Source organism: Butyricimonas paravirosa (assembly GCF_032878955.1).
Classification (GTDB): domain Bacteria; phylum Bacteroidota; class Bacteroidia; order Bacteroidales; family Marinifilaceae; genus Butyricimonas; species Butyricimonas paravirosa.
Map to the genome: position 1 here is coordinate 4,159,743 of NZ_CP043839.1, position 14,352 is coordinate 4,174,094.

The 14,352-nt window shown below is 40.3% G+C and carries 9 protein-coding genes; 6 read left to right on the forward strand and 3 right to left on the reverse strand.

Features of this window, described 5'->3' with window-relative positions; all coding sequences use genetic code 11:
- The first annotated feature begins 160 nt into the window (after positions 1-160).
- The 5 genes from F1644_RS16875 to F1644_RS16895 all read left to right on the forward strand — a co-directional run bounded on the left by F1644_RS16875 (position 161) and on the right by F1644_RS16895 (position 7,443).
- Positions 161-1,216 carry an efflux RND transporter periplasmic adaptor subunit gene (locus tag F1644_RS16875; RefSeq protein WP_118305789.1) on the forward strand — a complete coding sequence of 352 codons (1,056 nt, stop codon included), beginning with the start codon at positions 161-163 and terminating at the stop codon, positions 1,214-1,216.
- 62 nt (positions 1,217-1,278) lie between these two features.
- Positions 1,279-4,317, forward strand: a complete 3,039-nt coding sequence (locus tag F1644_RS16880) for an efflux RND transporter permease subunit (protein ID WP_118305765.1) — start codon at positions 1,279-1,281, stop codon at positions 4,315-4,317.
- Positions 4,314-5,609, forward strand: coding sequence for a TolC family protein (locus F1644_RS16885; protein WP_087420861.1), 1,296 nt, complete (start codon positions 4,314-4,316; stop codon positions 5,607-5,609). The genes F1644_RS16880 and F1644_RS16885 overlap by 4 nt, the downstream gene beginning before the upstream one ends.
- A 36-nt stretch (positions 5,610-5,645) precedes the next feature.
- A complete protein-coding gene (locus F1644_RS16890) occupies positions 5,646-6,677 on the forward strand; it encodes a sensor histidine kinase (RefSeq protein ID WP_118305766.1) in 1,032 nt (343 codons plus the stop codon).
- A complete protein-coding gene (locus F1644_RS16895; protein ID WP_118305767.1) occupies positions 6,670-7,443 on the forward strand; it encodes a LytR/AlgR family response regulator transcription factor in 774 nt (257 codons plus the stop codon). The genes F1644_RS16890 and F1644_RS16895 overlap by 8 nt, the downstream gene beginning before the upstream one ends.
- Positions 7,444-8,016: 573 nt before the next feature.
- On the opposite strand, the gene F1644_RS16900 is transcribed toward F1644_RS16895, so the two are convergent.
- On the reverse strand, positions 8,017-8,958 hold the full coding sequence (locus tag F1644_RS16900; protein WP_118305768.1) for an ADP-ribosylglycohydrolase family protein: 942 nt from the start codon (positions 8,956-8,958) through the stop codon (positions 8,017-8,019).
- A gap of 384 nt (positions 8,959-9,342) precedes the next feature.
- On the opposite strand from F1644_RS16900, the gene F1644_RS16905 reads away from it, so the two are divergent.
- Complete coding sequence (locus F1644_RS16905) at positions 9,343-9,522, forward strand: hypothetical protein (RefSeq protein WP_118305769.1); 180 nt, start codon at positions 9,343-9,345, stop codon at positions 9,520-9,522.
- 148 nt (positions 9,523-9,670) lie between these two features.
- Here the strand turns inward: F1644_RS16905 and F1644_RS16910 are convergent, their stop codons facing one another.
- Positions 9,671-10,096 carry a hypothetical protein gene (locus F1644_RS16910; RefSeq protein WP_087422668.1) on the reverse strand — a complete coding sequence of 142 codons (426 nt, stop codon included), beginning with the start codon at positions 10,094-10,096 and terminating at the stop codon, positions 9,671-9,673.
- A gap of 66 nt (positions 10,097-10,162) precedes the next feature.
- A complete protein-coding gene (locus F1644_RS16915; RefSeq protein ID WP_118305770.1) occupies positions 10,163-14,347 on the reverse strand; it encodes a BACON domain-containing protein in 4,185 nt (1,394 codons plus the stop codon).
- Positions 14,348-14,352: the final 5 nt, after the last annotated feature.

The following is a 14,352-nucleotide window of genomic DNA, read 5'->3' on the forward strand; positions in this document are numbered from 1 at the left end:
TTGATGTTGTTTCCACAAAGATAGGGATTTTTGTTTATCTCGATGAAAACTTCATCTTTTCTATTCCTGTTTCGGTTACGGATTTCCCGGCTTGGGGAAAATAAAGTCGGTTCGGTACGGCTCCCCTTGTTATTTTTGTTTCAGAACAAAAAATATGAAAATGAAAACAACAGGGAATTTTGGAATATTACTATGTTTTTGCATGATGTTATTTTCATGTAAAGATGCTGAACAAAAGGACCGTCAACAGGGAATGGTGGTCCGAGTGACACAAGCTGTGAAGCCTCCCGAGGGGGATCAGAAAGAATTTTCTTTTATATCGAAGCCTTTCCGTACTTCGGAATTGTCCTTCCGGGTAGGAGGACCGATCAAGCGGTTTGAGGTGTATGCCGGAACGTATTATAAACGGGGAGAGGTGATTGCGGAGATCGATCCTCGTGATTTCCGAATCCGAAAGGAACGTATGGAGGCGCAATACAATCAGGCGAAGGCCGAATACGAGCGTATCGAAGTCCTTTACCGGAAAAATAACGTTTCAGCAAGTACGTTCGAGAAAGCCAAGGCGGAGTATATTTCGGCGAAGACCGCTTACGAGACAGCCATGAATGAGTTGAACGATACCCGATTGGTCGCTCCTTTCGACGGGTATGTGGGAGAGGTGTATATCGAGGAGTTTCAAGATGTGAAAGCCTCTCAACCTGTTATTTCCTTTGTTGATCTCGGCCAGTTGAAACTGGAGGCCTACGTGACACAGGAGATCGCTTTCGGACGAGGAAATGTCCGGGAGGTTGAACTGGAATTTGATGCCATGCCCGGTAAGACTTATAAGGCGAAGGTAGAAGAGATTTCTAAAAGTACGACCTCGAACAATTTGTCTTATCTGTTGACAGCTTTATTGCCGAATCGGGAAGAGCATCTTCCGGCAGGTATGTCCGGGAAACTATTCCTGCGCTCGGATGGCACTTTGCAACAGGCGGGTGTGATTGTCCCGCAGAAGGCCGTTTGTCATCGCCCGGTGGTTGGCGATTATGTCTGGACGCTGAATGCCGATGGGAACCGGGTAAGCCGAAAAAACGTGACTTTAGGGACATTGTTGCCGGGAGGAGGGATCGCCGTTGTGGACGGCTTGGAAGTGGGAGAGACAATTGTCGTGAGCGGACTTCGTTTTTTGTCGGAGAATATGGCGGTGCAAGTGGCTGACGAGAAACGTATTTAATGGATTCGGTTCGTTATAGCCCTTTTTAAGGGAAGATATTACTCGCTAAAAAGAATGTTATCATGAAACTGGTTAAATATTTTTTACAGAAAAAGTCTCTGACCATCCTGTTGCTTTTGCTTGTGCTGTTCGGGGGATTGTTCGCTTACGTGAAAATGGGGAAACTGGAAGATGCCCCGTTCACGATCAAACAGGCTTTGGTGCTTACCCCTTATCCGGGAGCCTCTCCATCGGAAGTGCAGACGCAGGTGACCGACGTGTTGGAGGAATCCATACAGTCGTTGGGGGAACTCTATTATTTGAAGACGGAGAATCGGGCCGGGCTGTCAAAAATCACGGTTTACGTGAAGAAAGAGATCCGGGCGGATGAGATGCAGCAACTTTGGGATAAACTCCGGAGAAAAGTGAGTGATGTACAGGGAAAACTACCGGCAGGAGCTGGGCCTTCTGTCGTGAATGATGATTTCGGGGATGTGTTGGGTGTTTTCTATGGGCTGACGGGAATGGGACATACCTACCGGGAACTGGAGGATCAGGCGAAGTTAATCAAGAATGAGATTCTCAAGGTGAAGGATGTTGCCAAGGTCGAGATATATGGGGTACAGACCCCGACGATTGATGTGAAAATCAGTCCTTCGGTGATGGCACTTAGCGGTATCACGACCGCGGATATTGCCCGTGCTTTCGAGGGACAGAATAAAGTGGTGGATGCCGGGGGGATAGATGTCGGGGAGAATCGGGTACGTATAGAGTCAACCGGGAATTTCTATTCGTTGGATGATATTCGGAATCTGACCATTGTTTCTAAAGGCGGGGAGCATTTCCGGCTGGCGGATATTGCCGAAATCGAGGAAGCCTACCAGACGCCGGCTTCCAATATGATGCGTGTGAACGGGGAACCCGCTATCGGAATTGCTATTTCTACGGTTCCGACGGGGAACGTGGTGGATATGGCCGAGGCGGTAAAAGAAAAGATAGATTGGTTTGCATCCGAGATGCCTGAAGGATATGCTCTTTCCTGCATTTATGATCAAGGGTACGAGTCTGCCGTGGCAAATCGGGGGTTCATTGTCAACCTGATCGTTTCCGTGCTGACTGTCGTGGCGATATTACTCTTCTTTATCGGTTTTAAAAACGGGTTGTTGATCGGCAGTGGGTTGGTGTTTTCCATTTTTGCCACGTTGATCGTGATGTTTGCTGACGGGATTGCCTTACAGCGTATGTCTTTGGCCGCGATTATCATTGCCATGGGTATGCTGGTAGATAATGCGATCGTGGTATCGGACTCCGCGTTGGTGAATATGCAACGGGGGATGCGCAAGCGGACAGCCATTATGAGGGCTTGCTCTGCAACGGCTTTGCCATTATTAGCCGCAACGGTTATTGCTATCCTGACTTTTATGCCGATTTATTATTCACCGCATATTACGGGGGAATTGCTGTCTTCGATGGTTGTTGTGATCGGGGTGTCATTGATGTTTAGTTGGGTATTTGCCCTCACGCAAACGCCGTTCTTCATACAGGAATTTGTGCGTCGTCCACGTCCGGATGAGTTGACGGCAGAGTTGTTTACCGGTAAATGGTATGATCGTTTCCGACGCTCGTTGCGGGTGGTGATCCGTCGTAAATATGTGGTGGTGGGTTGTCTTGTGGTTATGCTTTGCGTGTCGGCGTGGAGTTTCCGGTTTATCCCGAAAGTTTTCGTGCCTTCGTTGGATAAACAATATTTCACGGTCGATATGTGGTTGCCGGAAGGGACTCGTATTGAAGAAACTGATCGGGTGGCGGACGATATGGCTGATTATGTCAGTACTTATCACGAAATGGAGATGGTGTCGGCTTTCGTGGGGCGAACTCCGCCACGATATTATTTGTCGAACGTGTCATTCGGGCCTCAATCCAATTATGCTCAATTATTGATAAAATGTAGAACATCGTCGGAATCCCGTCAGCTATATGCTGTGTTACAAGATTCTCTCCCGGCGAAATACCCGGAGGCATTTATCAAGGTGAATAGTTTCGAATTGAGCCCGTTGAACGAGGCGTTGATTGAAGCTCGTTTTCTGGGACCGGACCCGGCGGTGCTGGATTCTTTGGTGGGTGTTGCCGTGGATATTATGCGTCGCAATCCGAAAGTGGCGGATGCCCGTAACGAGTGGGGAAGTATGGCGATGATGATTCGTCCGGTGTATGATCCCGTGAAGGCTGGAGCCTTGGGGATCACGAAGGCGGATATGATGCAGTCTGTGAAATCCATTCAAGATGGGGTGACGGTTGGCGTGTACCGGGACGACGAGAAGAAAGTACCTGTGTTGTTGAAATCTGCCGGGGCGAATATTACGAATGCCGAGGCTTTGGGTAATTTCTCCGTGTGGAACGGGGTGAATTCTGCCCCGCTGTCGCAAGTGACGGAACGGATTGAAACCACGTGGGAGTTCCCGCAGATGCGGACGTATAATCGGCAGTTGTCCATGGCCGCCATGTGCGGGGTGAAACCGGGTACTACTATGGCGGAAGTACACGGGGAGATCCGGGCAGAAGTTGAGAAAATACAACTCCCTGAGGGATATACATTCTTTTGGGATGCTCAATTCAAGGATCAAAAGGAGGCCATACAGGCCATCGTGATGTATTTCCCGTTGGCATTTCTGTTGCTTGTTGTCATTCTGGTGGCCTTGTTCGGAAACTTCCGGCAACCAATCATTATTCTTTGCGTGTTACCTTTATCACTGATTGGCGTGGCTGTCGGGATGTTGCTCACGGGATTTGATTTCGGGTTCTTCCCTATTGCGGGGTGGCTGGGATTATTGGGTATGATTATTAAAAACGTGATTGTGTTGATTGACGAGATCAACGTGCAGCATGGGAACGGGGTGGACTTGTACACTTGTATCGTGGAGGCCACGGTTGTACGCACCCGTCCGGTTTTGATGGCTGCAACAACCACGATCTTCGGGATGGTTCCTTTGTTGTTTGATATTGCTTTTGGGGGAATGGCAGCCACGATTATTTTCGGGTTGACATTTGCCACGCTATTGACGCTGTTTGTTACCCCGGCTCTTTATGCCATATTCTATAATGTAAAAGAAAATCAACGATGAAAAAGATATTTGTATTAGGTTGTATGCTGGCGGGTGCGTTTACCGTGTCCGCCCAACAAAGCTCTCTTCTTGAGAAATACCGGAACATGGCTTTGGAATATAACCATGATCTCAAGGCTGCGGAAAAGAATATTTCGGTGAGTATGGAACTGGAGAAATCCGCCCGTGCCGATTTGAAGCCGAAAGTGGAGGCGGGAGGAAATTTTCAGTACACGGGGAATCCCATGGAACTATCGGCAGATGTGCCTTCGTTGGGGCGTTCCGTGGGATTTAAGGGGAAAAATATGAAATACGGGGTGTCGATGTCGCTCATGCAACCGCTTTATACCGGGGGACGGGTGCTTGAAACGATTCGGATGGCCCAGTCACGGCAAGCCGTGGCGGCACAACAGGCGGAGGTGGTGAAGAATGCCGTGTGTTACCAGACGGATATTCAGTATTGGAACACGGTGGCCCGGCAGGAGATCGTGGGTGTGGCCACGGATTTTCGAAATTCGATGTCCTCGTTGGTAAAAACGATCCGGGAGAGGGTGGATGCCGGGTTGGTGGACCCGCAGGATTTATTGATGGCGGAGGTGCAACTGAACGAGGCGGAGTACCGTCTGTTGCAGGCAAAGAGTAGTTTCGAGACGGGGCGTATGGCTTTGAATTCGATTATTGGGCTAGAGTTGTCTAACCCGACCATGATAGAAGAGAATGTTCCTTTATTGCTGGTTGAGGATTCGGTTCTTCGGGGAAACGGGAGTAATCGGCCGGAGATCAGGATGGCCGAGGAACAGGTGAGGATGGCGGAAAGTGCGTTGCGAGTGAATGATGCGCAGTATAAGCCACAGGTCTATGTCGGGGTTGACGGGAGTTATTCTTCTCCGGGGTATAACTTCCGCACGGATATGGACCCGAATTACGTGGCGTATGCGAAAGTATCCATCCCGGTGTTTGAGTGGGGAAAGCGGCGAAGTGAGAAGAGAGCTTCCCGGGGGCAAGTCGGTATGGCTTCCGATCAGTTGAACCGGGTGAAAGACAACGTGGCACTGGAAGTACAGACGGCACGGCTGAATTTGTTACAGGCACTAGAACAGGTGAAATTGACAGGAAATTCGTTGGAGAAGGCCAAAGAAAATGAGACGAAAGCGTTGGAGCGGTATGGGGAGGGAAAAACGTCTATATTGGAAGTGATCGATGCTCAAACCTATCGGGAAAATTCGCAACTTAATTACGTGCAGGCTAAGACGGAGGCGCAGAGCTATTATTCCGGGTTAATAAAAGCCTTGAACGCGTACGAATCTTTGTAAATTAGACTAACTTTGCTAAATAAACAGGATCACGACATGAATAAGAAACTGGATATTTTGCTGTATGCCGGATTGTTTTCCGGGTTGGGGGTATTTTCATATCTCCTGTTAGTGAGTTATTCCGGTTTTTCACCATTGGTACAGGAAGAGTTGTATTCTTTCGGGGCTTGTCTGTTCTGTATTCTTGCATTCAATATTTTAGGGTATTTCACCATGCGTATCAGCTCGTGGCTGAACGTGAGCTACGCTTTGAATATCCGGAGAAGGTGGAGGATCGTTGTGATTTACCTGTTGGTGATGTTGATGTTCTTTTTGCTGAACTATGGTTTACTGGTTTCGGCTAAGTTACTGGCGGGGGCATCGCATCCTTTTACTTTCTATGGCGGGGGAAAGTTCGTACTGGTTCTCGTTTGGTTGGTGGAATTAGTTATCTTGGGGTTATTGCTGGCTTTCAGGGCTATACGAGAGATGTTGCGGTTGCAGCAACATACTGCGGCTTTGCAGGAAGAGAATAATACGGCGCGGTACGTGGCTTTGCAGAATCAAGTGAATCCGCATTTCCTGTTTAATAGTCTCAACACGCTGATTGCCGAGATCGAGTATAATCCTCGTAATGCTGTGGAGTTTACCCGGAATCTTTCGAATGTTTATCGTTACGTGTTGCAATGTCAGGATAAGACTCTTGTGACGTTGGGAGATGAACTAGATTTTCTGGATGCTTTCCTGTTTTTGCATAAAGTGAGATTGGGAGATTGTATTACCTGCGATATTGAAGTGCCGGATGATTGCTGGGAACGGATGGTGCCGCCGCTGACGTTGCAATTACTGGCGGAGAACGTGATCAAGCATAATTCGATTTCTACCACTCATCCGATGAGGATTGCCATTTGGGTTGATGAGAATTTTCTGGTAGTGAGTAATTTGGTTCACCCTAGGAAGGATGTCCAGTCTTCCGGAATCGGGCTTCAGAATCTGGCAAACCGCTGTAAGTTGATTACAGGTAAAGAGATAGAAATAGTTGATAAATTAGGTGCATTTACAGTAAAAATACCTTTTGCTGATGAATAATTTGAAAGTAGCCATTATTGAAGATGAGGTGCCGGCAGCCCGTTTGCTACACTCCATGCTCCGGCGATTGCGTCCCGCTTGGGAGGTTATGGTTTTGCCGGGGAGCGTGGAAGAGGCGGTGCAATGGTTTGCCGAGAACCCGCATCCAGATTTATTGTTTCTGGATATTCAGTTATCGGATGGAGATTCGTTCAATTTTCTGACATCTGCTCGCCCTTCTTCCGTGATTATTTTTACCACGGCTTATGATCAGTACGCGATTCGGGCTTTCACGGTAAATAGTGTAGACTATATCCTGAAACCCGTGGATGAGAAACGTTTGCTTGAGGCGATCGTGAAATATGAAACACTGGTTGCTGCAAATACATCTCCGGAAAACGGTTACTTGGATGTTATCCTCGATAGTCTCCGGCATCGGGAGAAAGCCTATCGTACTCGCTTTCTCATTGCGGGAGGGGAGCGTTTCCGTCCGTTGGAAGTGAGTGACGTGGCTTATTTCTATTCCGAGAATAAAATCACATTTGCGGTGACCTATACCGGGCAGGAACATATTGTTGACCTTTCTTTGAATAAGTTGGTGGAACAATTGGACCCAGATCAGTTCTTTCGAGCTAATCGACAAGTATTGCTTTGCGTGAAAGCTATTAGTCATGTGGAACCTTATTTTAATGGTCGAATTGTGGTTTTCGTGAAACCATCCTATAAATCACAGATTATTATTAGCGAGGAAAAGATTACAGCATTTAAGTTGTGGTTGAATTTTTGATGTAATACATTCCCGTTTGAAGATAAACAGAAAAGAGGCTTTTTAGCCTCTTTTCTGTTTGATGGTGGAGTAGCAGGGAATCGAACCCTGGTCCAAACACGGAATCCATATGCTTTCTACATGCTTAGCTTTTTGTTGTTTTTCAATTAGTTAATTGCATTTTGGAAAGCTAAGAACTGGTGCACTTGAATAAGTATACCAATTTCCTTCATGTTAGGACACCTAAAAGTGCACTAAGTTTGACAATAATGTTAATGAACTCACTCTTATTTTATGCTCAAATATAAGCAACATATAGCTTATACACAAGTAACTTACCACTGAATTATGGTGGTCGAGATATGATTTTTATATACATACTTTCTGTTATTAATTGGTTATACATTAAATTCTAATTTTATCTATCTCTCTGTTTACAATATACTGGTTGGTGAGTTTTCTTGCGAACTGGTGTATAAAGCTTAACACCTTATAATTTCTCACCTATTGGAATTTTACATTCTAAATTTATCTGGAATAAAAAAAGGTTTACCTCTGGTGAAGCAAACCCTCTATAATAGCATAATTGAATTGTTATCCTTTTGCAGCATCTAATCTATTAGCTAATTCTATAATATCATCTTTTCTTGCTAATACATTTATCCATTCAGAAGGAATCGTATCATAACCGTATATGATACCTGCCAATCCTCCTGCAATAGCTCCAACTGTATCAGTATCATCACCCAAGTTTACAGCTTTTAATACCGCATCTTTGAAACTGGAAGTATTAAAGATGCACCACAAACTAGCTTCCAAAGTATCAATTACATAGCCAGTAGAACGTATGTCCTTTAATTCAATTGCCTTAAACTCGTTATAAGACAGTCCTACCAACCTTTTAAAAGGAACATCTTCTTCAATAAATATTTCCCTCTTCAAAAGCTGTAATAGTATTTGTTGCATTGTCTGGTAAGCCTTCTCGCATGATTGTTGGTTGATGTACTGTATCGCAAACTCGCATAATGCAATACAAGCCAGAATACTTCTTGGATGTCTATGTGTCAATGATGATACTTCACCTATGATCTTGTACCTCTCTTCAACTTCCATGTTCAAGATATAAGGCACCAATGGTAATATTCTCATAAGTGATCCGTTACCATTATCTCGTTCTCTATCCATTCCTGCCAGTTCTGGTTTACATCCACTTTGCAAATAGGATATTGCTCTTGCTGTGGTAACACCAACATCAAATACTCTTCCGTGAGGTGTCCAGTAACCTTCATAATACCATTTCACGAAGTTGTTTCCAATTTCACTTAGATCGTATCCTTTACACAGTGATTCTGCCAAACAAAGGGCTAAAGAAGTATCATCAGACCATGTACCTTTAGGTTGATTATGCGTACCATACTCTCTCATCCCAACAACAGGATTCTTCCCTAACTCTTGTCTATGTTCAAATTCAACAGGAACACCTAAAGCATCGCCTATAGCTGTTCCTAATAATATATCTTTATTCAAGTTTGCCATACCTGTTTATATAGTCTATTTAATGTTCTAAATATACATAAATCTCTTTACCAATAGAAACTTTTAATGCAATATGTTGCTCTAAATCTCATATCCATAGATGGTGACTTTTCTTCTGAATTGGTATATAATAGCTAAAATGGAGAGAATTACTCACTAACTAAAATTCTGTCATGAGGAATATCTAAAATGCAATATTCTTTATCTTCAAAGCTGTCAACATAACAATAAATCAACACGTTATTAAATATGTAAATGTTTGATATTCTGGTACATTTACTTGGTACTATCCTATTCAACAAGTATCTTTGTACATGTAAATGATTGACCTGATGTTCTTTCCTGAATTAGATACTCTTTTGTTTGTTAGAAAAATTTATTCCTATGAAATTACGTAAGAAAGGAAAAACCTCCAATTCAGAATGGTTTGGTGTAGAACATTATCGAATTTTCCATGAAATGGATTTATTCAGGTATGTAAACATGGAGAGATTAAAAATGTTATATCCTGATATTTTTGGAAAACCCAAGACGAAGCTCGTCAAGAAAAGACAGCGCAACTAAATGATTGAAGCCAGTACCTATTATATATTTTAGGTGCTGGCTTTTTTGGGGATATAAACAATTTATTAGCGTTTCTGCCATTTTGGTTTATGATTTTAGGTGCTGGCTTTTTTGGGGATATAAACAATACAAAACACACAAGCATTTACTAAACAATTAGTTTTATCAAACTTTTGACTATAGTTACATCAATATTTCCAATCATAGTTAATCGTTTATTCTTGTTTGATTCAATATCACAGACATGATATTCCTTACCTACTTTGTACATTAAAGCATGTGCTATTGAATTTCTAAGATGATATAACAATGAAAGCATTATTGTGTAATGTTTCACGAAATATATGGTATTTTTAGGAGGAAGGTCCGTTGGTATATTTCCTTTTTTAGTGGATTTTAAATTGCATCCTCTCACTAACAACCATACTTGAGAAACATTGCCAAAAAGTAAAGCTTTAAGTTGCTTGTCCGTGGTAAAAGTTTTAATTTGCTTCTTCTCGTAGAACTCAAGATATCTATATAATAAGACTATATCATCTCGTGTTAGTCCATTTACTATTTGCTTTTTATTCATAATCTTGTATGCTTTAATATATCACTCCCAATACATAACAAGTATCTGGAGTGATATATTTATAAATTATTCTTGTGGTTTTCCTTGCCCGTTCAAAATTTGTTCCATTGTTGGATTATAAGCATTAGCACTTGTTGTAAAAATTCCACCATAATTTTGTAAGACTTCAAGTAAAGATGTGAAATTATTTAGTACTCTACAATTATGAATTGTAAATTCATTTCCTCTTATGGTCTTTAAGGAAGATAACGATGATATATTCTCTAAAGTAAAACAAGATTCTATTTTTATGTTACCTCCCACCATTGATAATTTATCTAAGCCTGTTAAAGTGTTTATCTTCAAAAAGGAATATTTTTCATTATTTGATCCGCAAATTAATAAATCTCCATCAATTGAAGTTAAGTTGCTTAATCCTTCTAGAGACTTTAAAGAGCTAAAACTAGATGTCGTATATTCTTTATGGATAGAATTGGTCGTGTATATTTGAAATTTACCACCAACATTAGCCAAGTTTTCTAAACCTTTAAATGAAATCAAGGAATTAAATACTTTAGAACCATAATAAGCTGATACATATATTTGGAAGTTTCCATTTATTCGTTTCAAATTATTCAATCCTTCAAAAGATTCTAAAGAATTAAAGACATAAGAATTAAATCCAGAATTTCCAACATAAGAACCTTGCAAAAGGAAATCCCCCCCTATTGTTTCTAAGTTATTTAAACCAGCAAAAGAAGATAATTTATTGAAAAAAGTATGGTTACTAGACAAACCGTCATGCCTTAGAATTAGCCCTCCTTTTATGCTCGTAAGCTTGTTTAGCCCTTGGAAAGATTTGAAATTTTCAAAAGCCGCATTTTCTAATTGTAAATCGCCATTTATGTATTCTAGGTTATTCAAACCATCGAATGATTCAATTTTATTAAATTCTCCTTCTCCTAAATATAGATTACCACTTATGGTTCGAAGATTATTTAATCCCGAAAATGAAGAAAGGTTATCAAAATGGGCTCCTTTTAAATGCAAACTTCCCTCAATATTTACAAGAGCATTCAATCCAGCAAAGGAGTTTAACATCTTGAAAGATCCTTCTACATAATTGGTAGAAGAGATTAAGCTAAAATCTCCCTTGATATTTTCTAGATGCTCTAAGCCTTCAAATGAAACTAAATTTGTGAATGACTGCGACATACCTGCATTTGAATTTACCTCTTTTGCATTAGAAAGCAAAGTGAATTTACCTCCAATACTCTTTAATTTACTTAATCCACTGAAATCCTTTAATTTTTGGAATGAAGAAGAAATCGAAGCAGAAGCTCGAGCCGTGGAGCTAAGTATAAAATCTCCACCTACACGTTCAAGATTGTTTAATCCTTCAAAAGATTCCAATGCATTAAATGAAGTTGCATTATGTATAGTAGAAGAACTGATAGATGTAAGCTTAAAGCAACCTTCAATCGCTTGTAGATTATTTAAGCCCTCAAACGATATAATTTTATTAAATGTATTGCCATTTTCTCCAGAATTTAATTCTAAATCACCTTGGATTATTTTCAAATTATTTAATCCTTCGAATGAAAGTAATTGATCTCCTCCTTCATACATCAACATGTTCCCTTCTATCAAAGTTAAGTTTTCCAACCCTTTAAAAGAGGTGAAAGTATTATATCCAATGGAAAGATTTCCTTTGATTGTAGATATATTTCCCAATCCCTCAAAAGAAGCAATATGATCAACCGTAAAATCTTCACCTATGTTGTTTAAATTATTTAATCCACTCAAATTTTTCAAGCGAACAATACTTAAAGTTAAATTACCTCCAATAGATTGCAAATTATTTAATCCTTGTAAAGATACATCTGTTTTTGATGCTTCAAATTGCATAACAAAATCACCCATAACCATGTTCAGATTTGTTAGACCTGAAAATGAAGTAAAATTTGGTAATTCTCCTTGGACAATAAAATTATTTCCAATATACTCTAATTTCTCCATTCCTGTAAAAGAGGAAAGATTTGCCAATCTTGTAGAACGATTAATACCTATTTCTAAACTTCCTCCTATTGACTTTAGATTTCCTAATCCTTCAAACGAAGTAAATGCATGTAAAGCAGCATAATATCCTTTCCCTTTTTCAGGAAGGTTTGAAAGGAGTCTTAAGTTTCCTCCTATTTGTTGTAATTTATCTAACCCTTTAAAAGAAGATAAATTTTTTAGAGATTTTCCTGTTTCTGTTTTATTACATGAGATAATTTCCAAATCTTTTCCGATTGTTTCTAAATTCTCCAATCCTTCAAAACTCTTTAAGGCCACCATCGCATGACTATATGTCCCATGCTCAATAGAAGTAATTTTAAAATTACCTTTTATTGTTTTTAACTTTCCTAATCCTTTAAACGATTCTAGTTTGTTTAAAGAATTAGCAGAGTTAAACTTATCTCCTGCAGCAGAAGAATATATTTCAAAATCTCCACCTATTAATTCTAAATTTTCTAAACCTTCAAAAGATTGTAATTCATTCATTCCACCTCCAGAATGGGCAATTGCTTCCAATTTGAAATCACCAGTTATCTGTATCAGGTTACTTAATCCTTTAAAAGAAGATAAGCTATAATTTGATATTGTCAAATTCCCGTCAATTATTTCTAAGGTATTTCCTAATTCTTCTATAGATGTAGTAGCGTCAATTGTAAGATTTCCAATTATCTTTTTATATTTGAAATTTTTAAGATCCTTGACTTCCTTTAAAATCAAATCTCCTATATATACTTCGGGCATTGCGTCTTGATTAATAATTAATGTATCTGTCAACGAAGTACTCTTTTCTTTGATTACAACGATTGATTTTCTTGATTCATTCATTGAATTTGCTTCAACCACAAAATTTAGCCATAGATTTGACGCATTAGAAGTATATCCATTATATTTTATCCAATTTTGCGCATCTTGTGGAATAATAACATCATAATAACGGTAATCATTTCCATTAATTTCAACCTTGTTTAGGCTATATTTAGCTGGTAGATTGAGTGTTTTTTGAGATAGGATTATTTTTTTCCTCTGTTGTTGTAATATATAGAGAGTATCTGATATATTACCGTCTTTCTTTTTAAATATAATTTGAGCTGTTCGATTTTCATGATTCTTATTTTCAAGCACGTTGAGATTCAATTTACTTGCTTGAATAGCTCTAGAGTGAATTAATTTGATCCAGCTAGAAACGGTATCGGGAATGATAATCTCATATTGAATGTTATGCTGTATTTCAACAGATATAGTTTCTCCTGCAGATGATATTTCGTATCTATTTTGACTCAAAATAATCGCATCAACTTGTTTCTGAATCACGTGTAGAGTATCTGCTAAATCGCTATTCTTGTCTTTTACAATGATCTCTGCTTGCCTGTCATCATAAATAGTGCTTTCTAAAATCGTGAATGACAATTTATCCACCCTAGATGCCTTGCTTGCCAATTGCTCGATCCACTCTTTTGCATCTTCTGGAATAATCACCTCGTAATCAACGTTTGTTTTTAATTCAACGTTAATTGTTTCTCCTTCTGCGGGGACATTATAAGTGTCTTGCGTCAAGATCAATTCATCCTTTTGCGCTTGATAAACATGAACCGTGTCTGCAAGTTCACTAGCGTTATCTTTAAAAATAATGAAACCTTCCCTTTTATCCGTGTTTGAATTGGCTTCTATTTTGAAATTTAAGTTTTTAGTTTCTAAAGCACGTGATTTTGAATTAACCTGTTTTATCCAGTTGAATTCTTGCGGGATCGTTGTGGTGTACGTGATGTTACTTTTAACCTCCACCGTTATATCACCACCCGTGGTTGGTAGATCATACTTGTCCTTGGTCAAAAGAAGCGCATCCTTTTTCTTTTGCGTTACCGTTAAAATTTTGGTGTTAGTTCCAGCCTTTACAGTGATGTTGGTATTTTGATCATCGTATAGCTCCGAGGGATTTACCGTTACAGAGATCGTGGCATTACCATTACCGCTAGTTATATCCGTTTTGCACCACTGGCTAGCGTTAGCTATAGTCCAATCTCCATTGCAAGTGATATAAAACTCTTTCTCCCCGCCTCCCGCTTCAAAAACAATATCTGTTGTTGAAAGTTCAAGCGTGACGTTGCTTGAATTACCACCGTTGGGATCATCCCCGTTATCATCCTTACTATCACTACAACTAAAAATAGCGAGTGATATCAAACACGCTAAAAATACAAATAACCTTTTCATAAACA